Here is a 20,755-nt window from a genome sequence, read left to right on the forward strand (position 1 = left end):
GGGCGTCTAGGCGGCTGCCGGTGAGAGCAGCCAGGTCAGGACGAGCATGGTCTCCAGGTGGCGTTCGGGGTCGGGGCAGGCCCCGTCGGTGAGCTGGGCGATCTGGCGGAGGCGGTAGCGGACCGTCTGCTCGTGGACGTGCAGACGGTCCGCGGTGAGCACGGCGTTGTCACCGCAGCGCAGGTACACCAGCAGGGTCTCCAGGAGCGGCTCCCGGCGCCGGGGCGCCAGTTCGAGGAGTGGCCCAAGGAGATCCGCCGCCGCTGCCTCCAGGAGGTCGCCCGACCGGAACGCCGTCAGAGCGGCCAGGTGGTCGGCGCAGCGCAGCGGGGCGGCGGCGGGCAGCAGGCCCCGCTCGATCAGTTCCAGACCGCGCCGCGCCCAGCGCAGCGACACCGCGCCCCGCCCCGGCGGTACGGCGGGCCCGAGCACGGCCCCGATGGTCCTCGGCAGCCAACGCGGCCCCGGGGTACGGGGGTCGGGCAGGACGAGATAGGGCGCGGCGGGGCTGCGGTCGGCGAGCACCTCGGGCGGCAGCACCCGGGTCTGCGGATGGTCGCCCGGCGGCAGGGCGAGGACGGCGAGCGTGCCGGGCAGCCGCCAGTCGGCCGCGGCGGCCAGTTCGGCGAGCGGCCGGGCCCTGTCGTCGGGGTCGGTGACCAGCGCGTCCCGCAGCCGGTCGCGCTGCACGTCGAGCGGGGCGCGGTGGCACTCCTCGGCGTACCCGCGCGAGGCGGCTGCGATGGCCGTGCCGATCAGGGTGAAGGTGTCCTCGGTGAGGGTGGCGAGCAGGGGCGCCGGCCAGTGCAGCCGGTACGCGTCCTCGATGAGCCGGCGGCACGCCACCCGCCCCGCCAGGTCCAGGGCGTCGCGCAGCACGTCGAGCGGGCAGCCGAGGAGGCCGTGCCGGGCGCCGATGCGTTCGTACAGGGCGATGACCTCGGCCGTGGCGGCCTGCCCCGTCCGGGTGGCGTCGTGGATCGAGACGAAGCAGCTGACCGTGCGGTCGATGATGTGGCGCACCGAGTAGCCGTGCGTGCCCTCGACGGCGTGCGTGTAGTGCGGCAGACCGGTGCGGACCGCCTCCTCCATCTCGTCGATCGCGGCAGGAATGCGCCGCAGCAGCATCCGGCGCGTCTCGCGCGGAAGCGGTGCGGTGTCCTGTGGGCCCAAGGCACGTGCGTGCGTGGGGGTCATGGCACCTCCCGTGGGTTCCCGTGGGGCTGGGCAAGACTGCGGGGCGCGTGTGAGGTACGCCAGATTCCGTGCGGGAACCGGTTGCGAAAGTGTCATGCGCCTTACACTCCGGACCACGGCGACCCACCGTCCGGTGCTACACGCTCCGCTGGGGGCTCGGTTGTTCTCCGCGGGCCGGTGGGGGCTGGGCGCGCAGTTCCCCGCGCCCCTTGCGGGGCCTGATGGCCCCTGTTTTTCAAGGGAGTTGGACGTGGCAGGTGTTGATCCGCTGTTATCCAGGCGTCCTTGGCGTGAGTTGCCTCCGGGGCTCGCTCCGCTGCTGAGGGCCCGGCTTCCGGAGCTGACCACGGAGATGGTCCAGGCCATCCGCCGAGAGGTACGCGGCTACCGGCAGCCCATCGGCTCCGCCGTCGCGCAGGATCTCGCCGAGGCCGTGCGGCTGGCGGCCACGCAGTTCACCGAGCTGGTCGAGGAGCCCGACGGGCCGCAGCAGCACTATGTGCCGCGGTTCAGGCGGCTGGGCAGACTGGAGTACCTGAACGGGCGGGGCACGGAAGGACTGCAGGCCGCATACCGCATCGGCGCCCGGGTCGCGTGCCGCCGCTATGTGGACGTGGCACGGCAGGCCGCGTTCCCCGGCGACATAGCCGTCCCGTTGAGCGAGGCCGTCCTCACGCACATCCACGCGCTGGCCGAGGAGTCGGTGACGGGTTTCGAGGAGGCACGGGCGGGCGCGGCCGACGAGGTGTTGCGAGCCCGCCGGCTGCTGGCGGCACGGCTGATGGAACGCCGGCGCGATCCGCTCGCGGAACCCCTGCCCGGCCTCGCCCGCCGCGCCGCCTGGCCCCTGCCGGAACGCGTCCGGTGCGCGGTCCTGCCCGCCTCCGCCGATGTGAGCGCGGTCGACGAGGAGGTGCTGCGGGTGAGCCGGGGCGGTGAACTGCGTCTCGTGGTGCCCGACGACAGACTGCTGAGCGTGCTTGAGGGGGCGCACGCGGCGGTCGGCCCGAGTGTCGCGCCTGCCGAGGCCTGGGTGTCGCTGCACTGCGCCCGGCTTGCCCGGCGCCTGGGGCGGCGCAGGGCCGAGGAGCATCTCGCGGAGCTGCACCTTCTGCACGGTGCGCCGATCGGGGTCCTGCTCTGCGACCAGGTGCTCGATCCCCTGCGCGCCCTGCCGCCGGGCAAGGCTGAGCGGCTCACGGACACACTCGAAGCACTGCTCGCCTCGGGCGGGCGCACGGCCCCGGAGGTGGCCGCCGCGCTGGGCATCCATCCGCAGACGGCCCGCAACCGGCTCCGCCAGCTCACGGCCCTGTACGGCGAGAAGCTGGCCGACCCGGCGTTCCGTTTCGACGCGCAGCTCGCGTTGCGCAGCAGGTCCGTACGCCGTTCCGTGCTGCCCTGACAAACTTCCGTACGGAATTCAGCAGTTGAACCAGAAGCGGTTCCGACCGGTCGTCAGCATGCTCTGCCCGCATGAGACATGTGAGCACCCGCACCACGAAACGCCTCGGTCTCCTGTCCGGCGCCGCCGCCCTGGTGGTGAGTGTGAGCGTCCTCCCCCAGGAGGCTCAGGCCGGCCCCGGGGACTACCAACGGGGCCCGGACCCCACCGAACAGTCCATCACCGCCGAGCGCGGCCCCTTCGCCACCGCGCAGACCACGGTCGACGGGCCGACCTTCAAGCAGGGCACCGCCTACTACCCCACCGACACGAGCCAGGGCACGTTCGGGGCCGTCGTCGTCAGCCCGGGTTTCGTGACGCCGGAGGCGCTGATCAGCTGGTACGGCCCGCGGCTCGCGTCCCAGGGCTTCGTCGTCCTGACGCTGGAGACCAACTCCGGTTTCGACCAGCCCGACGACCGTGCCACCCAGATGCTCAACGCACTCGACCACCTCGTCCAGTCCAGTTCCGTACGGAGCCGCATCGACCCCGACCGCCTTGCGGTGATGGGTCATTCGATGGGCGGCGGCGGCTCGCTCAAGGCGTCCGAGTCGCGGCCCTCGCTCAAGGCGGCCGTGCCGCTGATGCCCTGGAGCAACGACAAGACCTGGCAGACCGACCGGGTGCCCACGATGATCATCGGTGCTGAGAACGACGCGATCGCCTCGCCCGGCTCGCACGCGGAGGTGTTCTACAACAGCCTCACCGCCGCGCCGGAGAAGGCCTACCTGGAACTCCGGGGCGCCGACCACAACGTGGCACTCGGTTCCGACGTGACGATCGCGAAGTACGGCATCGCCTGGCTGAAGCGCTTCGTCGACGAGGACGTGCGCTACGACAGGTTCCTGTGCCCGGCGCCCGCGACGAGCACCCAGATCAGCGAGTACCGGAACACCTGCCCCACCGGTTCCTGATCACCGGCTCCTGATCACTTGCCCGAGCACGACCGTCAGGCGCCCGCCCCTCATGGCTACGGGGCGGGCGCCGAGTCACGAACAGTTTCCCGCCCCGCACGGCACGCATTGATGTTGCGCAGATTGTTGACGGTCGACAGGTGCTTGCCTAACTTCACTGGGGTCATCCAGTCCCTGCCCCCTCCCCCGCCCCGGAAGGGATCCCGTCATGCAACGCCGCCTCCTCCTCCCGGTCGCCGTCCTGCTGCTGGCGACCGCGACCCCGGCCGGCTCCGTCACCGCGTCCGTCACCGCGGAGGACATGGGCGCACAGGGCGTGCGCGCGGAAGACGCGCACGTGGAAGGCACCCTCGCCTCCGGCGCGACGTACGTCATGGACGTGCCCGCCGGCTGGAACGGCACCGTCCTCCTCTTCAGCCACGGCTTCCGGCCCAGGGGCGCGCCCAACCCGGCCCAGAACGTCACCGACGCCGCCACCCGCGGCCTTCTCCTCAAGGACGGGTACGCGCTCATCGGCTCGTCGTACGCCACCACCGGGTGGGCGGTGGAGCATGCGGTGCCGGACCAGCTGGCGACGCTCGACGCCTTCACCGAACGGTTCGGGGCGGCCCGGCGGACCCTCGCCTGGGGCCAGTCCTACGGCGGGCTCGTCACCACGCGGATCGCCGAGCGCCACGCGGGCCGCGTCGACGGCACCCTGTCCGTCTGCGGTCTCGTCCACGGCGGGGTGGCCAACTGGAACAACACCCTCGACCCGGTCTTCGCCCTGAAGGCCCTCCTCGCGCCCGACGCCGCCATCCCCTTGGCCGGCTTCCCGGACCGGGCGACCGCCACGGCCGCCGCCGGCGCGTTGAGCGGGGTCGTCGCCGAGGCGCAGAACTCCGCGGCCGGCCGCGCCCGTATCGCCCTCGCGGCGGCCCTGCACAACATCCCCGGCTGGAACGACCCCTCCCAGAGCCGCCCGGCCCCCACCGACTGGGCCGCCCAGCAGGCCAACCAGTACACCGCCGTCCGGGGGCTCCTCGCGACGGCGGCCTTCAGCTGGCGGCAGGACACGGAGACACTGGCGGGCGGCAACTCGTCCTGGAACACCGGCGTCGACTACACGAGAATGCTCCGAGCGTCCTCGGCGTACGAGGAGGTCAAGGGCCTGTACAAGGCCGCGGGGCGCTCCCTCACGGACGACCTCAGGACACTGAACGAGACCCCGCGTCTCAAGGCCGACAGGCCCGCGGTCGACTGGATGAGCCGGACCAGCGCCTTCACCGGCAGGCTCACGAAGCCGCAGCTCACCCTCCACACCACCGGCGACGCCCTCGTCCCCGTGCAGACGGAGAGCGCCTATCTGCGGGCCGCCACCGCGGGCGGCTCCCGGCACCTGCTCCGCCAGGCGTACGTCGACAACGCGGGCCACTGCACCTTCAGCCCCGCCGAACAGCTCGCCGCGCTCGGCACGCTGGAGCACCGGGTCGACACGGGCCGCTGGGGCGACACGGGGGCGGCGGCCCTCAACTCGCGTGCCGCGCAGGCCGATCCGACCACTCCGGCCCGCTTCACCGCCTATCGGCCCGCCGTGTACCCACGCCCGTACGACCTGGCCCATCCGGGCGACGCGTACCGGCCCTGACCCGTCCCGCCCGGCGTGGGAACCGTCCGGGCTCCCCGGCGTTCCGCATCCTCTCCTCGACACCCGCGAACGGCACCGGCCGCTCGCCGCCCCGACGAGAGAGAAGATTCCGTGCCGGTACGCCCCCCATTCCGCAGGTTCCGCAGGACACCCCTGTCGCTGACCGCGGCGGCCGTACTGGCCGTCACCGGCTGGACCGCGGTGGGAGCACCGGCTGCACCGCCGCACCGGGCACCGGAACCGCCACCCGCGGTGGCCGCCGCGACCGTCTGCTCACCCGCCGGCACCCTGAAGGGCCCCGGCGGACAGCGGGCCTCCGTCAGTCTCTGCGCGAACGGCGGAGGCGCGGGCACGTCACTGTCGGCCCCGGCCACCTGCCGGCGCTCCGGCACCACCGTCCGGTACGCCTGTCTGACCTCGGGGACCTGGACCCTGCGGCGGGACGGCCGGACCGTCGCCACGGGCCCGCTGCCCGGCGGCCGGGAGACCCCGGGGCCAGGAACGTACGAGGTCAGCGGCACGGTGCAGGTCCGCTCGTCGCCCGCCGGTGTGGACCTGCGGGGGACGGTCCGCACCACGCTGACGCTCACCGACCCGAAGCCCGTCGCCACCCACCGCATCGAGGTCGACCGGCACACACTGCGACCGCGCTCGTCGGCCACGCTGACGTACACCGTCTCGCGCGACAGCGACGCCGGGGACGGAAGCGCCCGGTTCGGGCTCATCGGGGAGGAGGCGTCGGGAGTGGAGCTGACCACGTCCGACGCCCGCTGCGTCAACCCGCTCACCGGCCGCCATCCGTCGACGGCCCGCAGCATGTACGCGCTGGACTGCGCCCTGACCGACCTCCAGCCCGGCCACCCGTCCACGGTGGTCGTCCGTGCCAGGGTCGCGGACGCCTGCACGAGCGTCGTCTCGAAGCTGGGGTACTGGACTCCGCGGGGCCAGAGCCTCTACACCGGCGGGATGCTGGCGGGGCCCACGGTCGTCTGCCACCCCTCGGCGGCCCCGGGGCGCTGACCTCGTAGAGCAGTGGACAGGACGACGGGCCGGCCCCTGAGGGGACCGGCCCGTCGTGCGCTCTGCCGCGGTGTCAGGACCGCGGCGGATTCTCGTCCCGACCCGACCCGAACTGGTCCTTCAACCTGTCCTGGGCGGTGTCGACCTGACCGCTGTACTTGCCCCCGGTCTTGCCGTCGACGTAGTCGCCGGCCTTGTCGACGCCCTTGCTCGTCTGCTCCGGGTGGCCCTTAAGCATGCCCTTGATCTTGTCCATAACGGACATGAGTCATCCTCCTGATCGGTTCACCCCTACGTATCCAGGGTCACCGCAGGTGCCGGGTTTCGCATCCGGGGCGGAAACGGGCAGGTCGGCGGCGTGTCAGGGCGAGTCAGGGCGGCTTCCGGGGACGCTACTGGGCCTCTGTACGGCACTCCGGGTGGCCCCAGCCGTCGGGGTTCTTCGCGATGGTCTCGCCCGCCGCGTACGAGCGGCCGCAGCGGCACCGGCCGGGGAACTTGGCCTTGAGCGTGCGCGAGGAGGAGGCTGCCGCCGAGGACACGGAGGAGGTGCGCTTCTTCGCGGAGGCCGTTTTCGGGGCCGCCTTCTTGGCGGCCGGGGACTTCGGCGGCTCCGGAGAGCCCTGCTCGCTGCCCGCGGGCTTCTGGACGAAGGCGGCCTGGCTCGCCGCGCGGTCCGCGAAGTCGTTGAGGGGGTCGCCGTCGACCTGGTGCGCGGGCACGTACCGGAACTCCACCGAGCGGCCGTCGAGCAACTCGTCGATGCGTACGACGAGTTCCTGGTTGGCCACGGGCTTGCCCGCGGACGTCTTCCAGCCCTTGCGTTTCCAGCCCGGGAGCCAGGTGGTGACGGCCTTCATCGCGTACTGGGAGTCCATCCGGATCTCCAGCGGCACGCCCGGGTCCACGGCCGTCAACAGCCTTTCCAGGGCGGTCAGTTCGGCGACGTTGTTGGTTGCGGTGCCGAGAGGGCCCGCCTCCCATTCGGTGGGGGTTCCCGTGCCGTCCCCCACGACCCAGGCCCAGCCTGCGGGGCCCGGGTTTCCTTTCGACGCCCCGTCACATGCGGCGATCACGCGTTCAGCCATGGGCACGATCATGCCAGGGGTGCGTTCCCGTAATGAGCAGTGGGTTGGGTGCGTGTGTATGTGCGGGTGCGTCGTGGCTTGTCGCGCCGTTCCCCGCGCCCCTGAAAGACAAAGAACTGCACCGTTCCCCGCGCCCCTCGAAGACAGAAGACCGCGCCGTTCCCCGCGCCCCTCTCAAGGGCAGGTCGTCCGTCGCGGGGTGTGGGCTATGTTGAACCTCAGTGGGACACGAAGGAGGCGCACCGGTGCCATCGCCGCAGCAGGCCCGCGCGCAGGCGTCCGCGATCAGCTCGGGGAAACCGGTCACGGAGGCGGAAGCCGCTCCCACGACCCGGCTGCGAGCCCTGTTCGACGGCCCCCGGCTCTCCCCGGGACAGCGGCGCATCGCCCAGTACCTGATCGAGCACATCACCGAAGCGGCCTTCCTTTCGATCACGGATCTCGCGGAGCGCGTGGGCGTGAGCCAGCCCTCGGTGACCCGTTTCGCCACCGCGGTCGGCTTCAGCGGCTACCCCGCCCTGCGGGAACGCCTCCAGTCGATCGCGCTCAGCAAGCTCGCCGGCTCACCCGACGCCGACGAGGAGGCCCGGCCCAACGAGCTGCAGGCCGCCGTCGACGCGGAGATCGACAACCTGGAGAACCTGCGCCGCGACTTCGCCGATCCTGAGCAGGTCATCGAGACCGGCCGCGCGCTGTCGCGGTCCGCACCGCTCACCGTCCTCGGACTGCGCATCTCCGGCTCGCTGGCCGAATACTTCGCGTACGCCGCCCGGCGCATCCACCCCGACGTCCGGCTGGTGACCCGGGGCGGGAGCGTCGCCTACGACGCCCTGCTGCAGTCGCGCGAGGCGGGCGGCACCTGGGTGCTGGCCTTCACCATGCCCCGGCACGCGCACGAGACGCTGACAGCCATGCGGGTCGCCCGGCGGGCCGGTCTGCGCGTCGCCCTGGTCACCGATCTGGGGCTCGGGCCGCTGGCCGACGAGGCCGACGTCGTCTTCGCGACCGGTACCGGGGCGCGGCTGGTCTTCGACTCGTACGCCGCGCCCGTCGTCCTGTCCGCGGCTCTGCTCCAGGCGATGACCGACGCCGATCCCGAGCGTACGCAGGCCCGTCTTGAGGACTACGAGCAGGTCGCGGACGAGCACGTCTTCTTCCTCAAGGACTGATCTCCGCGGCCCTCCCGGGCCCCGTACTGGCATATGACGCCAGCATCCCGCAAGGCGAAATTCAGCCGTACAGGCACATGAATTTTTACATACCCTTGCTTACCAGACGGTATATATGAATACTTCTCGCTGATCGGGATCCGGTGGGGTCCCGGTCGCCCGGGACCACGGCGCACCCGCCTCGCGCCGCCCCCGGGCGCAGGAACGGGCACCGCTCACGCACGCCCGTGGCGGCCCCGGTCAATCCCCTGGGCCGGGGCCGCCAAGAACGACCAGAACCGCCCGCCGGCCATCTCGGAAGCGATCCCCATGTCCCTGACGTACTCGCCCATCAGCACGGACTGGCCCTGTCAGGTCAAGACGCCCGGCAGCCGCGACTGGGAACGATCGGCGGCCAAATGGCTGCGCGAGCTGGTACCGACCCGCTACGCCAGCTATCCGCTGCTGATCCGTCAGCCCGTCCTGCTGGCCCGCCACGCGCAGATCCAGCTCCAGCAGGAGATCCGCGTCGTGCGCACCGCACTGCACAGCGCACGGGCCGAGCTGCCCGCCATGGGGATGCCGGAGTCCGTGATCGAGCACACGATCAAGCTGTACGCGGCCGAGCTGACGCAGCTGAACCACCTCGCCCGGGGCGTCCGCGTGCTCACCCAGGCACTCGTGGAGAGACACGGCGCACGCCAGGCCCACTGAACCGGTCGCCCACCCCCGAAGCGCGATGGCACTCGGTTCCCCATCCGGAGCACACTGAGTGCCATCGGCCTCTCCCGCGGTGCTAGGTTCCCCACCATGAGCGAGGCACCCCGTCCCGACCGGGCGGCCGACGTGAGCAACCCGAAGCCGCCGATGCGGGAGTCCCTCGTGGCGGCGGCGTTCCAGCTGTTCGTGGAGCGGGGGTACGAGCAGACCACCGTCGACGACATCGTGGCGCTCGCGGGTGTCGGACGCCGGTCCTTCTTCCGGTACTTCCCCTCCAAGGAGGACGTGGTCTTCCCCGACCACGAGGGCTGCCTGGCCCGGATGACCGCCTTCCTCGGCGGGAGCGGCCCCACGCACGAACCCGTGGAGCGCGTCTGCGACGCCGCACGCCTGGTGCTGCGCATGTACGCCGAGAACCCTGCGTTCTCCGTCCAGCGCTACCGCCTCACCAGAAAGGTCCCGGGGCTGCGGACGTACGAACTCTCGGTGGTCTGGCGGTACGAGCGGGCGCTGGCCGAGTATCTGCGCGGACGTTTCGCGGGCCGGCCGGACGGGACACTGCGGGCCGACGTCATCGCCGCGGCCGTGGTCGCCGCACACAACAACGGGCTGCGTTCCTGGCTGCGTTCGGACGGCCGCGGCGACGCGAGCGCGGAGGTGGACCACGCCCTCGCCCACGTCCAGGGGGTGTTCGGGCCGGAGCGGGCGACGGACGGCCCGGAGCGGGGGCCCGGAGCGGACGGGAACGGGGGCGGGAACGGGGCCTGGGGCGGCGGCAAGGACGACGACGTGGTCGTCGTCGTGTCCCGGCGCGGCGCCCCGCTGTGGCGGGTCGTCCAGGAGATCGAGACCACCCTGGGCCGCGATCCCGCCTGATTTCCTCGCCAATTGAGGGTACTGAGTGCCTATACACGTGGCACTGCGTGCCATATCCTAAGGCTGTGCGCGGCATTGCGCGCACCTTCAGATTCCGGCCAGGCGCAGGGAGATGACATCGTGTTCCACCGAGGAAGCGGGACCACGACGGGCCTACTCGACCCGGAGACGGCTGCGGGGACAGGGGCGGCGACGGCTGCCGGACCCGCCGAGGAGGGGCTCCTCTACCAGCGCTGCCGCTGGTGCGGGACCAGTACGTTCCACCGGCTGCTCTGCCCTGTCTGCGCGGGCAGTGATCTGCGGACGGAGCGCAGCGCGGGACTCGGCGTCATCCGCCACGCGACCGTCGTACAGCGCAACACGCCCGGCGCGCGCAATGTGTCGCTCGTCGAGATGGCGGAGGGGTTCACCGTCAGGGGCCGGGTCTCGGGGCCGCTCGTCGCGATCCGCACCGGCGACCGCGTCCAGCTCACCACGTCGGCGGATCCGGTGCGCCACGAGCCCGTGTTCAAGCTCTGCGAGGAGCCCTTCTCCGGGCCGTACGCCGGGTCCTGGTCCGGCAGGCACTGAGGCGCTCCGCAGCACCACGGGGGACACTGGGCGGGACGCATGTCCACGGAAGAAGAGCCCGGAGGAACCTATGCACGCCCAGGACGTTCTGGTCGAAGCCTACGGACGCATCAAGGACGAGGTGCACGCCGCCGTCGTCGGCCTCTCCCCCGACGAGCTCAACGCCCGGCCCGGCGGCACGGCCAACTCGATCTCCTGGCTGATCTGGCATCTCGCCCGCGTCCAGGACGACCACGTCGCCGACGCCTTCGGCCTCAAGCAGGTCTGGCTTTCGGGCGGTTGGGCGGACCGCTTCGCACTGCCGCTCTCCGAGGACGACACGGGGTACGGGCATGACGCGCGGCAGGTCGGCGAGGTCCGGGTGGACTCGGGCGACCTCCTGACCGGCTACTACGACGCCGTGCACGAGCAGACCCTGCGGGCGTTGAGCGGTCTGCGCGCGGAGGACCTGGACCGTATCGTCGACGAGAACTGGACCCCGGCCGTCACCCTGGGCGCCCGCCTGGTCAGCGTGCTCTCCGACGACCTGCAGCACGTGGGCCAGGCCGCCTACGCGCGAGGGCTGTCGACCGCCGACTGAGCGCCGCCCGCCCGACCGCCCCACGCTGTGATGTGCGCCTCAGAGGCAACCCCGCCGCCGCGATCCTCGTCCTGATCCACAACGAGGTGGCGCGGCGGCGCCGGTGACCCGCCAACCCCAGGACAGTGATCGAGGCGAGGAACCGGGGCACTATACACAGCATGTATACATGCTGTGTATAGCCAGGTCCGTCGCGCCCACCGCGCCCACCTCACCCGGCGGACCGAAAGGCACCCATGTACGGCAAGGCATTCGCGCCCGAGTACCAAGGCGCGCTCACCACCCTGTCCGTGAACTCCTCGCTGGTCGACGTACTGGCCGCGGGCACCGAGCAGTTGCGGGCGGCCGAGCGGGCCGGGGCGCGCGGAGAGGCGGCCCGCTCGGGCCTCGCGGTCGCGGAGGCGCACCGGCGGCTCGGGCAGGTGGGCGACGCCGACCGGGCGTGGAAGGCGAGTTACCGCGCGGCCCGCGAGGCGAAGGACACGGCCGCGATGGCGTGGGCTCTGTGGAGCGGCGGCACGCTGGCCCGCCAGCGCGGCGCGTTCCCGCTGGCCTGGCGGCTGCTGGGGCTCGCGGCCGAACTCGGCGAACGCGGCGGTGACATCGTCGTACGCGGCTACTCGCTGGCTGGGATGGCGGAGACCGGCCGTATCCAGGGCGACTACGCGGCGGTCGGCGCGCTGCACGAAGCAACTGCTGGCGGAGGCGCGCAAACGCGGCGAGGCGCGGCACACGGTGTGGGCCCTGGAGGGCATCGCGCAGATGCACCGCAACACCGGTTCGTACGACACGGCGTACGCGATGTTCGAGGAGGCCGCGGAGATCGCCGGGCGGGCGGACGACCGGCGTGGTCACGCGTGGGCGCTGCGCGGGCTCGCCGACATCGTGTCCGTGCGCGACGGGGACGCGGACCGCGCGCTCGCGCTGCTCTCCGAGGCCGAGGTGACGTGCCGCGAGATGAACCTGTCCAGCGCGCTGGCGTACAACCACAAGATGCGCGGCAACGTCCTGTACCGCGCCGGGCGTTACGCGCAGGCCCGGGACCTCTACGAACTGGCCCTCTCGGAGTTCCGGGAGATGAGCGAGCCCCGCGGGGAGGCGCTCTCCCGGCTCGGCCTGGCCAAGTCCCGCGCCCGCCTGGGCCACGACCTGACCGAAACGGCCACCGAACTGGCCGCCCTGGCCCGGACGTTGAACCAGCTGGGCCTCCGCCACGCCCACCACATGGTGTCCCGGACCCAGACCGAACTGGGCATCGAGCCCGGGGGCGGGGACGGGGACCGGGACGGGGGCGCGGACGGGGACGGGGGCGGAGATGAGACCGAGTCCCGTGCGGAGTCCCGTGCGGGGGCCGGAGCCGGGGCCGAGGCCGGGACCAAGTCCAGGTCCCGGTCCAGGACCGAGGCCGGGACCGGGTCCAGGGCCGGGACCGAGTCCAGGGCCGGGACCGAGTCCAGGGTCAAGGCCGAGGCCGAGACCAAGTCCCAGTCCGCGCCCAGGACCGAAGCCGAGGCCGGGGCCGAGTCCCGGTCCGAGTCCAGGGCCGGGGCCGAGGCCAAGGCCGGGGCCGGGTCCAGGGCGGAGGCCGGGGCCAAGTCCCGGTCCGCGCCCAGGACCGGAACCGGAGCCAAGGCCGGAGTCGAGGCCGAGGCCGAGGCCGAGGCCGAGGCCGGGGCCAAGGCCGGAGCCGAGGCGAAGTCCGGCACTGGTGCGGGCGCCCGGACCGGGCCCGGTGCTTCACCGGGCGTGTCGGGCCAGGCCGCCGCGCCCGAGTCCTGCTCAGGCGCGGACACCCCGCCGCCCCTCGTCCGCGTACCCGCGCACGCAACTCCCCCGGACACCCGGCGCGCCGCCGCGCCCATGCCCGACCGGACCGACGCGGGGAACCGGCGATGACCACGACGTCCTCCGCGCTCTCCCCCGCCCGGCCCGCCGCAGGCCAGCGCGCAGGCGAACGCGCGTCCCACTTGCTGGAGCACAGCCGTGCCCTCGTACGCCCCGCGCTGGCCGAAGCGATCGCGCGGCTGCATCCCTGGGTGGGCGAGATGGCCGCCTATTCCCTCGGCTGGTGCGAGCCGGGCGGCGCACCCGTGTCCGTGCCCGCGGGCGGCAAGGGGCTGCGGCAGGCCCTCGCCGTGCTGGGCGCGGAGGCCGCCGGGGCCCCACGGAGCACCGGAGTGACCGCGGCCGTCGCCGTGGAACTGGTGCACACCTTCTCCCTGCTCCACGACGACATCATGGACGGCGACCCGACCCGGCGCGGGCGCCCCACCGCCTGGAAGGCGTACGGCACGGGCCCTGCCGTCCTAGCGGGCGACGCCCTGTTCGCCCTCGCGGTGGAGACCCTCGCCGCCACCCCCGGCACCGACATCCCGGCAGCCGTGCGCCACCTGTCCACCGCGCTCAACGACCTCGTACGCGGCCAGGCCGACGACCTGCTCTTCGAGAGCCGGCCATGGACCGGCCCGGAGGCGGTCCGCCCGGACGAGTACCGCGCGATGGCGGAACACAAGACCGGCGCGCTGCTGGGCTGCGCGACCGCCCTGGGCGCCGTACTCGCCGACGCCCCTCGCGAGACGGTCGCCGCACTCGACCGCGCGGGCCGTCATCTGGGCGTCGCCTTCCAGGTGGTCGACGATCTCCTGGGCATCTGGGGCGATCCTGCCGTGACGGGCAAGCCGGTCCACGCGGATCTGCTGAGGGGCAAGAAGACGTTCCCGGTACTGGCCGCTCTCGGCACTCCGGCCGCCGGGCCGCTAGCCCGCCTCCTGAACTCCGCCGGCTCCCTCGACCCGGCGGACGCCCGGCGCGCCGCGGCCCTGATCGAGGACGCCGGCGGGCGCGCGGCAGCGACGGCGGAGGCCCGCAGCCACATCGCCGCCGTCGAAGCCTGCTTGAACGACCTGCCCCGAACCAGCGACACCACCCGCACGACCCGCACCACCCACAGCACCCACGATCTGCGAGCGCTGCTCGACTTCCTCGTATGCCGCGAGATGTGACCGATTCCCTTCCCCCACAAGCCCCTTGACGCCCCAGAAAGCCCTTGCCACACTCACCGCACCCCACAGTAGAAAACGCTTGCTATCCACCCCCACACAGGAGAAGACGAGATGGGACGCAGAGCCGCACCTCACCTCACTCGCTCGACCCCACGGCCCCGTCCGCCCCGCCCGCCCCACCCACCCCGCCTCAGGCGCACAGGTGTCCTGGCCGCCTGCGCGACGACCCTGGTCACGGCGGCGGCCCTGCTCACCGCCCCGGCGACCGCGGCGCCCGCGAGCGCCGCCCCGGCGGCAGCGTGCGGGGAGGGCTCGTACCAGGCCGAGGCCACGCTCAGCGGCAGTACGTGGACCGCCCGGCGCGGGACCGGCGTCGTCTACACCGGAACCGACATGCGGGCCGCGATGCAGGCGGCCGTCAGCAGCCTCACGGCGGGCCGCACGTCGAAGGAACGGGTCGTCGTACGCGGCTCGGGCAGCATCGGCGCCGGCTCCAGGGTCTCCCTGCCGAGCTACACCGTGCTCGACGTGTGCGGCACCATCAACGTCACCGGTTCCGGCTCGGGCGACCAGGCGCCGGTCTACGCACGCGGCGTACAGGACATCGAGGTCCAGCACCTGAACGTCACCGGAGCCCCGCTCTACGGCATCTTCATGCGCAACGTCACCAACGTGGTCCTCGGCCAGATCGACATGCGCCTGTCGGCCGGTCTCGGCGTCCGCATCGACAACCGCGGCGACACCAGCCAGTGGACCCGCAACGTCCGTATCGACAACGTGTACGTGTCCGGGGCGAGCAGCCACGCCGTGGAGACGTACGGGGTCGACGGCATCACCATCGGTACGGTCACCGCACGCAACGTGGGCGAGTCGGGCCTGCTGCTGAACCAGACGATCAACGCCACCGTCACCAAGGTGGACGCGGACGGGGCGGGCACCGGCACCGGCTACGCGGCCTTCCGGATGGCCAACCGCAACGGCCGGATCGGCAGCAGCTACGCGACCAACGTCCGGGTCGGCGAGGTCGTCGCGCGCGGTGGCGGCCGGGGCGTCTTCTGTGTCTCGGAGAGCGGCGGCGCGACCATCGACCGGGTCACGCTCTCCAACACCGGCAACAACGCGATCCTGATCGAGAACTGCTACAACGTGAACCTCGCCGCGCAGGGCGGCAGCGTCACGGGTGGCGGGGAGATCCGGCTGGCCGCGCGCTCGGAGTTCCCCAACAACTCGGACATCGTCGTCCAGAACCTGACGGTGACGAACTCCGCGATCAGGGAGAGTCCGTGCGGCACCAACACGACGTTCCGCAACAACACGCTGGTCAACAGCACGCAGAGCATCTGCTGATGTGAGTACGGGCCCCCTGCGCGGATGGCGTGCAGGGGGCCCGTGCGCTCACGTCAGTGTCCCGGCTCCGGCCCCCAGTACGAGGAACCTCCGCCGCGCCACTCGATGAGCGGTGACACCGTGACCTCGTTCTCGTCGAACTCCAGCCCGGCGCGACGCAGGAACTCGACGATGTCCGGGAGGTTCATGGCGGTGCCGACCGGCTCGCCGTGGACCGTCACGCGCCGGCCGCCGTCGCCGCGCGGCGGATGCACGAGTACTGCGGGGTGTTCCGACATGCCCTCAGCCTCGCCCGGACCGCCCGCGCGCGCATCCGGGCGGGGCCGATGACCACCGGATCATCACCGGGCCTCTCTGCGACGCACACGGCGAGGGACGAGGGGCGAAGGGGCGAAGGGGCGAGGAGTCTGCCCGGTGTGCGACGGCCCGGCACCGGTCGGGGCCGCCGCCGGACGGCTCAGTACTCGATGGCGGGCAGCAGTCCGGTGACGGGGGCGGCGAGGTCGGTCACCTGGTGCAGCTGCTCCAGCTGGTAGAGGCCGTTCAGCTGGTTGAGGGACTGGATGCCGTCGGAGATCTTCGGGATCTTGTTCCGGTGCTCGACGGGGAGGTCGCTCACGGCGATCTGGTCGAGCTCCGCGATCGGGTCCAGTTTTCCGGTCTCGGGGACCGTGGCGGCGCCCGCGGACGGTACGGCGAGACCCGTGACGCTGATGGCGAGACCAACGGCGGCGACAATACGTCGTGTTGAGATCATGCTTTCAGCAACGGTGACAAGCTGCCCGCGGACACGGCCCCGCCCGGCCCCTCACCCGACAGGCGCATCGTCACGGCTGCGCTTGCCGAGTTTCCCGTGCCGGAGGAGTCTCGGAGGAGGGGCCTTCTGCGGCCCGCCGAACGCACGCACCGCGGACCGCGGCCTTCGCCAGTGGTCCACCAGGAGGTCGTCATGGACACCGCGGCAGGCCCCGGCCTCGGCACCGAAGCGCCGCGCCGGGGCACCGAAGGCCAGGACGCGACGGCAGTGCTGTCGCCGTACGCGGGCGACGCAGGTGACGCGGAACCGCGCGTCGTCGACGGCGGCGACGGCGACGGCGACGGCGGCGACGGCGACGGCGACGGCGGCGACGGCGACGGCGGCAGAGTCGTCGAGCAGACCGTGCTCCGGGCCAGGAACGCCGTGCTCCAGACCAGGGACGCCGAGGAATGACGCCGCGGGTCCGGATCACCTCCCGTCTGACCTGGACCTTTTCGGCCCGGCTGAGCCCGGGCCTGCCGGTGCGGCCCCGGCCTGCTCGCGGGGCGGGCCGACGGGTGTCCGGCGCTCTCCTGCGGTCGGCACTGCGAGCGGCGCGTTCTCGTCGTTGACCTGCGGCAGTGACGCGATGTCCTGAAGTCGCGCAATAGTTTCCTTGTGGATGGTTTTTCTGCTTACTACCTTCCTCGCCATGACAAAGACGAGCACGCCGCACGCCGCCCTCCCGGTGGACGAGGTCACCGCCGCGGCACGTGAACTGGCCCGGGCCGGACGGTGGCAGCGCGCGTTATGCCTCCTCGACGCCACCGTCACCACCGAGCCGCGTGACCGGGCGGCGCTCGCACTCACCGGGGCGCAGATCGCCCTGGAACGCGACTGGTTCGGCGGTACGGACACCGCGGACGCCCGGATCGCCGCCGCGGACACGGCGATCGGCCAGCTCACCGAGCCGGTCGGGCGCTGGGACCTGGACTTCGTACGGCTGCGGCATGCGTACTTCCGGCTGCTGCTCGGGGACGGCACGTTCCGGTTCGGTCCGGCCGGCAAGGATCCCGGGGAGCTGGCGGAACTGCGGCGGCGCGCGGACGGGTTGTGCGAACGGGCGGCCGACGACGTACGCCGGGGCTGGGCGCGGATGTATCTCGGACTGATCGTCGACAACCTGTTCGCCGAGCGCGACGAGGCGCCCGCGCACTACGAACTAGCCCTGCACGCCGGGGAGTCGGCCGACGACCTGCTGGCCCGTGAGGCGCTGCGGCACCTCGGCGACCACGACCACGACAACCTCGACCACGACCGGGCGCGGGAGCGGTGGACCCGGGCGACCTCTCTCGGCGCCCGCGCCGGGAACGTCCCCGGCACCCTCTCCCAGCAGATGCTGCTGGCCGTCCTGGCCCGCGACACGGGCGACGAACCGGCCGCCATGGCCCTCGCCACAGAGGTCGCGCGCTGGGCAGAAGCAATCGGAGCCGTCCGCGTACAGACCCAGGCAACCGCGTTCCTCACGAACGAAAGCTGAGAGCCGTGCCCCTTCATGGTCGCGGGGAACTGCGCGACGCTTGCGTGCCCCTTTCAGGGGCGCGGGGAACTGCGCGACCAGCCCCCACCGGCCCGCACCCGGAAAAACACCCTGGCGGAGCCCGCCGCGAGGCGTAAAATAGCGGCAGGCCGTAACTGGCGCTGAGGTGGACCACCACCGGGGAGCGGCCCGACGCAACCGTCTGAGCCGCGCGCCTGGGCATCTTCCACGACGCTCAGGAGCGGCACATGTCCCAGGCCACACTCATGGACGGCACCGGTCTCGCCCGGCGGATCGTCGAGGAGACGGCGCAGCAGGCGGCCGACCTCACCGCACGCACGGGGGTGACGCCCTGTCTCGCCACCGTACTGGTGGGCGAGGACCCCGCTTCCGTCACCTACGTACGGATGAAGCAGAACCGTTCCCGCAAGGCGGGGATCGTCTCGCGGCACGTCTCCCTGCCTGCCGCGACCACGACCGCCGAACTGATCGGCACGCTCACCGAGCTGTCCGCCGACCCCACCGTGCACGGCATCCTGCTCCAGCACCCGATGGGGCACCACATCGACGAGCGGGCGGCTTTCGAGGCGATCGCACCGGAGAAGGACGTCGACGGGGTGACCCTGGCGTCCTTCTCCGCGATGAGCTTCGGCCTGCCCGGCTTCTCCTCGTGCACCCCGGGCGGGATCATGCGCCTCCTCGACGCGTACGACGTCGATCCGGCCGGCAAACGGGCCGTCGTGGTGGGCCGCAGCGCGATCCTCGGCAGGCCGGTGGGCATGCTGCTGCTCGGCCGCGACGCCACGGTGACGTACTGCCACTCGCGCACCCCGGCCGCCGATCTGTCGTCGGCCGTGCGGGAGGCGGACATCGTGGTGGCCGCGGTCGGGCGGCCCCGGCTGGTCCGCGGGGAGGACATCAAGCCGGGCGCGGTCGTCGTCGACGCCGGTTACAACGCCGGCAACGTCGGCGACGTCGACTTCGACGGCGCCCGGGAGCGGGCCTCGCTGATCACTCCCGTACCCGGCGGGGTCGGTCCGATGACGATCGCCACGCTGCTGTCCCAGACCGTGGAGGCGGCCGTCCGCCAGACCGGCGCCTGACCGGGAGAGCGGGGCGTCAGCGGATCCACGCGCTGTAGTCCATGACGTCGCCCGCCTCGACGCCGTACTCGGGTTCGTCGACGGCCGCGGTGTCCTCCAGCCCCAGGACGGCACCGGTGGCCGGGTCCATGATCAGCATGCGGCGGTAACCGGCGCCGGCGTACACGTACGCCTGGCCGAGCCGGCCCAGGCGGTCGGTCACCTGGCCGACCGGCCGCAGCCCCTTCGCGTCCGCGAGGAGCCGCGCGAGCGCGGCGTTCTCGCGGGCGCCGAGGGTCCAGGTGTCGAGCAGCACCGCCGTGGCGTCCAGCAGTTCGCGCGTGCCCGGCGGACCGTCGAGGTGCTGCGCCTCCCGCAGATAGGCGCGCAGCCGCGTGGCGTCGTGCGGGGGCGGTGACTGGGGCGGGGCGTCGCTCCAGCTCGGCGGGAAGGTCCGCTCACTGATGACGTGCCCGTCGTCGACGAGGCGCGGGCCGTCGTCCGCGTCGCTGAGGACCCGCCGGCCGGGATGGCGCGGGTCCGTCGCGACGACCAGTTCCATGTGGCTGTCGTCGGCGTTCCAGCGCACGACGCGTTCCACGGGCAGGGTGATCGGCGGCTCGTCCTCCGACATGCCCACACTCCACGACTGCACATGCGTGCCCTTACGCAGCCCGGCCGACCCGCCCGCCGCATCCCGCTCGGCCCGCTCGACCAATGCGTCGAGGGGTACGGGGGTGGAGTCGGCCCGGACCACCAGCGGGCGGGGCGCGGCCACGGCGGGGGCGGTGCCCGGATCCGCGACGAGGAGTGCCGCGACGGTCAAGGCGACCGCCACGCCGGCCGCGAGCGCCCAGACGAGGCGCGTACGGGTCCGTCCCGGCCGGCGCTCGCCCACCTCATCCATGCCCGCCATGAGGTGGTTGAGCCGCTTCTCTGCCTCGTGGCCCAGCGGGCCCTCACCGAAGCGGGGATCGTTGCCGGGCACGGGGTCGGCCCGGCGCAGCAGTTCGAGTTCGTCAGCCATGGAACTGCTCCTTCGGGGTGCCGGTGTCGAGGTCGGTCTCGGTCTCGGTCTCGGTGGCCCCGGTGTGCGGCGTCACCACGATGCGCATGCGGTCGATCTCGGCTCTGAGGCGGCGGCGGGCCCGGTGCAGCCGCATCGCCGCGGCCCGGCTGCCGCAGCCGAGGGTCACGGCGATCTCGTCGACCCCCAGTTCCTCCCAGGCGGCGAGCCGCAGCACCTCCTGGTCGGCCGGGGAGAGCCGGGCCAGCGCGTCGTGCACCCACTCGGCGGGCCGCTCGGAGTCGGGGCTGTCCACGATCTGTCTGCCGTGCGCGGTCTCGTCGTTCCCGAGCCTGTCCATGAGCCGCCGACGGCGACCGTAGCCGCGTACCGCGTTGGAGAGGCAGTTGCGTGCCACGCCGTACAGCCAGGGAAGAGGGGACGCGGGCAGGTCGGACCGGCGCCGCCAGGCGACGGTGAAGACCTCCGCCACCACTTCCTCGACTTCGCTCGTCCGGCCGTCCAGTCGCCGCGCAACATAGCGGCTGACCGCCCAGTAGTGCTCGCGATAGGCAGCGGCGAAGATCTCGTCGTTGCTCATGTTCCGTACGTGTCCGGCAGGTCCTCGATCGTCACACCTGTTTCGGTGATCCTTGTCGCTGTGCCCGGGTGTGACGCCGGAAGGGCCGGCGGACACAGGCGGGGCATGGAGAGCAACACTGTCATCCCGGCGCTCGCGCCCCCACGCCCGGGCCGCCGTCGCGGCCTCGCCGCCGTCCGCTGGCTGACCACCACGGACCACAAGACGATCGGCACGATGTACCTGGTCACGTCGTTCGCGTTCTTCTGCATCGGTGG

At 72.5% G+C, this 20,755-nt stretch carries 21 protein-coding genes, 2 pseudogenes and 1 riboswitch; of the genes and pseudogenes, 16 read left to right on the plus strand and 7 right to left on the minus strand.

What is annotated here, in order from left to right; translation table 11 throughout:
* Positions 1-6: 6 nt before the first annotated feature.
* Complete coding sequence (locus tag C6Y14_RS04465; RefSeq protein WP_159074163.1) at positions 7-1,197, minus strand: helix-turn-helix domain-containing protein; 1,191 nt, start codon at positions 1,195-1,197, stop codon at positions 7-9.
* Positions 1,198-1,447: 250 nt separating this feature from the next.
* Here C6Y14_RS04465 and C6Y14_RS04470 point away from each other — a divergent pair, with 250 nt between their 5' ends.
* The 4 genes from C6Y14_RS04470 to C6Y14_RS04485 all read left to right on the plus strand — a co-directional run bounded on the left by C6Y14_RS04470 (position 1,448) and on the right by C6Y14_RS04485 (position 6,202).
* The gene (locus C6Y14_RS04470) at positions 1,448-2,602 is read left to right on the plus strand and encodes a helix-turn-helix domain-containing protein (RefSeq protein ID WP_159074164.1); all 1,155 of its coding nucleotides are present in this window, start codon (positions 1,448-1,450) and stop codon (positions 2,600-2,602) included.
* Positions 2,603-2,673: 71 nt separating this feature from the next.
* Positions 2,674-3,555, plus strand: coding sequence for a poly(ethylene terephthalate) hydrolase family protein (locus C6Y14_RS04475; protein ID WP_107015069.1), 882 nt, complete (start codon positions 2,674-2,676; stop codon positions 3,553-3,555).
* Positions 3,556-3,763: 208 nt separating this feature from the next.
* A complete protein-coding gene (locus tag C6Y14_RS04480) occupies positions 3,764-5,182 on the plus strand; it encodes an alpha/beta fold hydrolase (protein WP_199854611.1) in 1,419 nt (472 codons plus the stop codon).
* A gap of 111 nt (positions 5,183-5,293) precedes the next feature.
* Positions 5,294-6,202 (plus strand): hypothetical protein, encoded by a 909-nt coding sequence (locus tag C6Y14_RS04485; RefSeq protein WP_107015070.1) that lies wholly within the window; start codon positions 5,294-5,296, stop codon positions 6,200-6,202.
* A gap of 73 nt (positions 6,203-6,275) precedes the next feature.
* On the opposite strand, the gene C6Y14_RS04490 is transcribed toward C6Y14_RS04485, so the two are convergent.
* Complete coding sequence (locus tag C6Y14_RS04490; protein ID WP_107015071.1) at positions 6,276-6,467, minus strand: antitoxin; 192 nt, start codon at positions 6,465-6,467, stop codon at positions 6,276-6,278.
* Between the two features lie 127 nt (positions 6,468-6,594).
* Positions 6,595-7,302: a ribonuclease H family protein gene (locus tag C6Y14_RS04495; protein ID WP_107015072.1), complete on the minus strand. Its 708-nt coding sequence runs from the start codon at positions 7,300-7,302 to the stop codon at positions 6,595-6,597.
* A 233-nt stretch (positions 7,303-7,535) separates the two neighbouring features.
* Here C6Y14_RS04495 and C6Y14_RS04500 point away from each other — a divergent pair, with 233 nt between their 5' ends.
* From C6Y14_RS04500 to C6Y14_RS04540, 8 genes and pseudogenes are all read left to right on the plus strand, one after another.
* Positions 7,536-8,459 carry a MurR/RpiR family transcriptional regulator gene (locus tag C6Y14_RS04500; protein ID WP_199854612.1) on the plus strand — a complete coding sequence of 308 codons (924 nt, stop codon included), beginning with the start codon at positions 7,536-7,538 and terminating at the stop codon, positions 8,457-8,459.
* Positions 8,460-8,768: 309 nt separating this feature from the next.
* Positions 8,769-9,152, plus strand: a complete 384-nt coding sequence (locus C6Y14_RS04505) for a hypothetical protein (RefSeq protein ID WP_199854613.1) — start codon at positions 8,769-8,771, stop codon at positions 9,150-9,152.
* Between the two features lie 153 nt (positions 9,153-9,305).
* The gene (locus tag C6Y14_RS04510) at positions 9,306-10,034 is read left to right on the plus strand and encodes a TetR family transcriptional regulator (protein ID WP_199854636.1); all 729 of its coding nucleotides are present in this window, start codon (positions 9,306-9,308) and stop codon (positions 10,032-10,034) included.
* A 120-nt stretch (positions 10,035-10,154) separates the two neighbouring features.
* On the plus strand, positions 10,155-10,604 hold the full coding sequence (locus tag C6Y14_RS04515; protein ID WP_107015076.1) for a Zn-ribbon domain-containing OB-fold protein: 450 nt from the start codon (positions 10,155-10,157) through the stop codon (positions 10,602-10,604).
* 70 nt (positions 10,605-10,674) lie between these two features.
* Complete coding sequence (locus C6Y14_RS04520; RefSeq protein WP_107015077.1) at positions 10,675-11,184, plus strand: mycothiol transferase; 510 nt, start codon at positions 10,675-10,677, stop codon at positions 11,182-11,184.
* 236 nt (positions 11,185-11,420) lie between these two features.
* Positions 11,421-12,441: pseudogene (locus tag C6Y14_RS04525) on the plus strand (tetratricopeptide repeat protein); the annotation flags it as partial.
* A gap of 635 nt (positions 12,442-13,076) precedes the next feature.
* A complete protein-coding gene (locus C6Y14_RS04535; protein WP_107015078.1) occupies positions 13,077-14,186 on the plus strand; it encodes a polyprenyl synthetase family protein in 1,110 nt (369 codons plus the stop codon).
* Positions 14,187-14,297: 111 nt separating this feature from the next.
* The gene (locus C6Y14_RS04540; RefSeq protein ID WP_225890887.1) at positions 14,298-15,533 is read left to right on the plus strand and encodes a hypothetical protein; all 1,236 of its coding nucleotides are present in this window, start codon (positions 14,298-14,300) and stop codon (positions 15,531-15,533) included.
* Between the two features lie 53 nt (positions 15,534-15,586).
* Here the strand turns inward: C6Y14_RS04540 and C6Y14_RS04545 are convergent, their stop codons facing one another.
* A complete protein-coding gene (locus C6Y14_RS04545) occupies positions 15,587-15,811 on the minus strand; it encodes a hypothetical protein (RefSeq protein WP_107015079.1) in 225 nt (74 codons plus the stop codon).
* 179 nt (positions 15,812-15,990) lie between these two features.
* On the minus strand, positions 15,991-16,290 hold the full coding sequence (locus C6Y14_RS04550) for a hypothetical protein (RefSeq protein ID WP_107015080.1): 300 nt from the start codon (positions 16,288-16,290) through the stop codon (positions 15,991-15,993).
* A 192-nt stretch (positions 16,291-16,482) separates the two neighbouring features.
* Between C6Y14_RS04550 and C6Y14_RS04555 the strand changes: the two genes are divergently transcribed.
* The 3 genes from C6Y14_RS04555 (at position 16,483) to C6Y14_RS04565 (ending at position 18,912) form a co-directional block, all read left to right on the plus strand.
* Positions 16,483-16,743, plus strand: a complete 261-nt coding sequence (locus tag C6Y14_RS04555) for a hypothetical protein (RefSeq protein ID WP_107015081.1) — start codon at positions 16,483-16,485, stop codon at positions 16,741-16,743.
* Between the two features lie 238 nt (positions 16,744-16,981).
* A complete protein-coding gene (locus C6Y14_RS04560) occupies positions 16,982-17,809 on the plus strand; it encodes a hypothetical protein (RefSeq protein ID WP_107015082.1) in 828 nt (275 codons plus the stop codon).
* A 141-nt stretch (positions 17,810-17,950) separates the two neighbouring features.
* A riboswitch (ZMP/ZTP riboswitch) is annotated at positions 17,951-18,037 on the plus strand.
* Between the two features lie 20 nt (positions 18,038-18,057).
* Entirely contained in the window at positions 18,058-18,912 is an 855-nt protein-coding gene (locus C6Y14_RS04565; RefSeq protein ID WP_107015083.1) for a bifunctional 5,10-methylenetetrahydrofolate dehydrogenase/5,10-methenyltetrahydrofolate cyclohydrolase, read from the plus strand.
* Between the two features lie 16 nt (positions 18,913-18,928).
* Here the strand turns inward: C6Y14_RS04565 and C6Y14_RS04570 are convergent, their stop codons facing one another.
* Both C6Y14_RS04570 and C6Y14_RS04575 read right to left on the minus strand, forming a co-directional pair.
* On the minus strand, positions 18,929-19,918 hold the full coding sequence (locus tag C6Y14_RS04570) for a CU044_5270 family protein (RefSeq protein WP_107015084.1): 990 nt from the start codon (positions 19,916-19,918) through the stop codon (positions 18,929-18,931).
* Positions 19,911-20,498 (minus strand): RNA polymerase sigma factor, encoded by a 588-nt coding sequence (locus tag C6Y14_RS04575; protein WP_107015085.1) that lies wholly within the window; start codon positions 20,496-20,498, stop codon positions 19,911-19,913. The genes C6Y14_RS04570 and C6Y14_RS04575 overlap by 8 nt, the downstream gene beginning before the upstream one ends.
* Before the next feature lie 60 nt (positions 20,499-20,558).
* On the opposite strand from C6Y14_RS04575, the pseudogene C6Y14_RS44840 reads away from it, so the two are divergent.
* Positions 20,559-20,755: pseudogene (locus C6Y14_RS44840) on the plus strand (cytochrome ubiquinol oxidase subunit I); the annotation flags it as partial.

Origin of the sequence: Streptomyces dioscori (genome assembly GCF_003024195.1) — a bacterium.
GTDB lineage: Bacteria > Actinomycetota > Actinomycetes > Streptomycetales > Streptomycetaceae > Streptomyces > Streptomyces dioscori.

What these genes read in the sequence shown, in the direction of transcription:
- C6Y14_RS04535 (WP_107015078.1), top strand. Translation starts at nt 13,077, where the DNA reads ATGACCACGACGTCCTCCGCGCTCTCCCCCGCCCGGCCCGCCGCAGGC.
- C6Y14_RS04465 (WP_159074163.1), bottom strand. Translation starts at nt 1,197, where the DNA reads ATGACCCCCACGCACGCACGTGCCTTGGGCCCACAGGACACCGCACCG.
- C6Y14_RS04570 (WP_107015084.1), bottom strand. Translation starts at nt 19,918, where the DNA reads ATGGCTGACGAACTCGAACTGCTGCGCCGGGCCGACCCCGTGCCCGGC.
- C6Y14_RS04575 (WP_107015085.1), bottom strand. Translation starts at nt 20,498, where the DNA reads ATGAGCAACGACGAGATCTTCGCCGCTGCCTATCGCGAGCACTACTGG.
- C6Y14_RS04490 (WP_107015071.1), bottom strand. Translation starts at nt 6,467, where the DNA reads ATGTCCGTTATGGACAAGATCAAGGGCATGCTTAAGGGCCACCCGGAG.
- C6Y14_RS04545 (WP_107015079.1), bottom strand. Translation starts at nt 15,811, where the DNA reads ATGTCGGAACACCCCGCAGTACTCGTGCATCCGCCGCGCGGCGACGGC.
- C6Y14_RS04540 (WP_225890887.1), top strand. Translation starts at nt 14,298, where the DNA reads ATGGGACGCAGAGCCGCACCTCACCTCACTCGCTCGACCCCACGGCCC.
- C6Y14_RS04495 (WP_107015072.1), bottom strand. Translation starts at nt 7,302, where the DNA reads ATGATCGTGCCCATGGCTGAACGCGTGATCGCCGCATGTGACGGGGCG.
- C6Y14_RS04550 (WP_107015080.1), bottom strand. Translation starts at nt 16,290, where the DNA reads ATGATCTCAACACGACGTATTGTCGCCGCCGTTGGTCTCGCCATCAGC.
- C6Y14_RS04565 (WP_107015083.1), top strand. Translation starts at nt 18,058, where the DNA reads ATGTCCCAGGCCACACTCATGGACGGCACCGGTCTCGCCCGGCGGATC.
- C6Y14_RS04480 (WP_199854611.1), top strand. Translation starts at nt 3,764, where the DNA reads ATGCAACGCCGCCTCCTCCTCCCGGTCGCCGTCCTGCTGCTGGCGACC.
- C6Y14_RS04475 (WP_107015069.1), top strand. Translation starts at nt 2,674, where the DNA reads ATGAGACATGTGAGCACCCGCACCACGAAACGCCTCGGTCTCCTGTCC.
- C6Y14_RS04560 (WP_107015082.1), top strand. Translation starts at nt 16,982, where the DNA reads ATGACAAAGACGAGCACGCCGCACGCCGCCCTCCCGGTGGACGAGGTC.
- C6Y14_RS04555 (WP_107015081.1), top strand. Translation starts at nt 16,483, where the DNA reads ATGGACACCGCGGCAGGCCCCGGCCTCGGCACCGAAGCGCCGCGCCGG.
- C6Y14_RS04505 (WP_199854613.1), top strand. Translation starts at nt 8,769, where the DNA reads ATGTCCCTGACGTACTCGCCCATCAGCACGGACTGGCCCTGTCAGGTC.
- C6Y14_RS04520 (WP_107015077.1), top strand. Translation starts at nt 10,675, where the DNA reads ATGCACGCCCAGGACGTTCTGGTCGAAGCCTACGGACGCATCAAGGAC.
- C6Y14_RS04510 (WP_199854636.1), top strand. Translation starts at nt 9,306, where the DNA reads ATGCGGGAGTCCCTCGTGGCGGCGGCGTTCCAGCTGTTCGTGGAGCGG.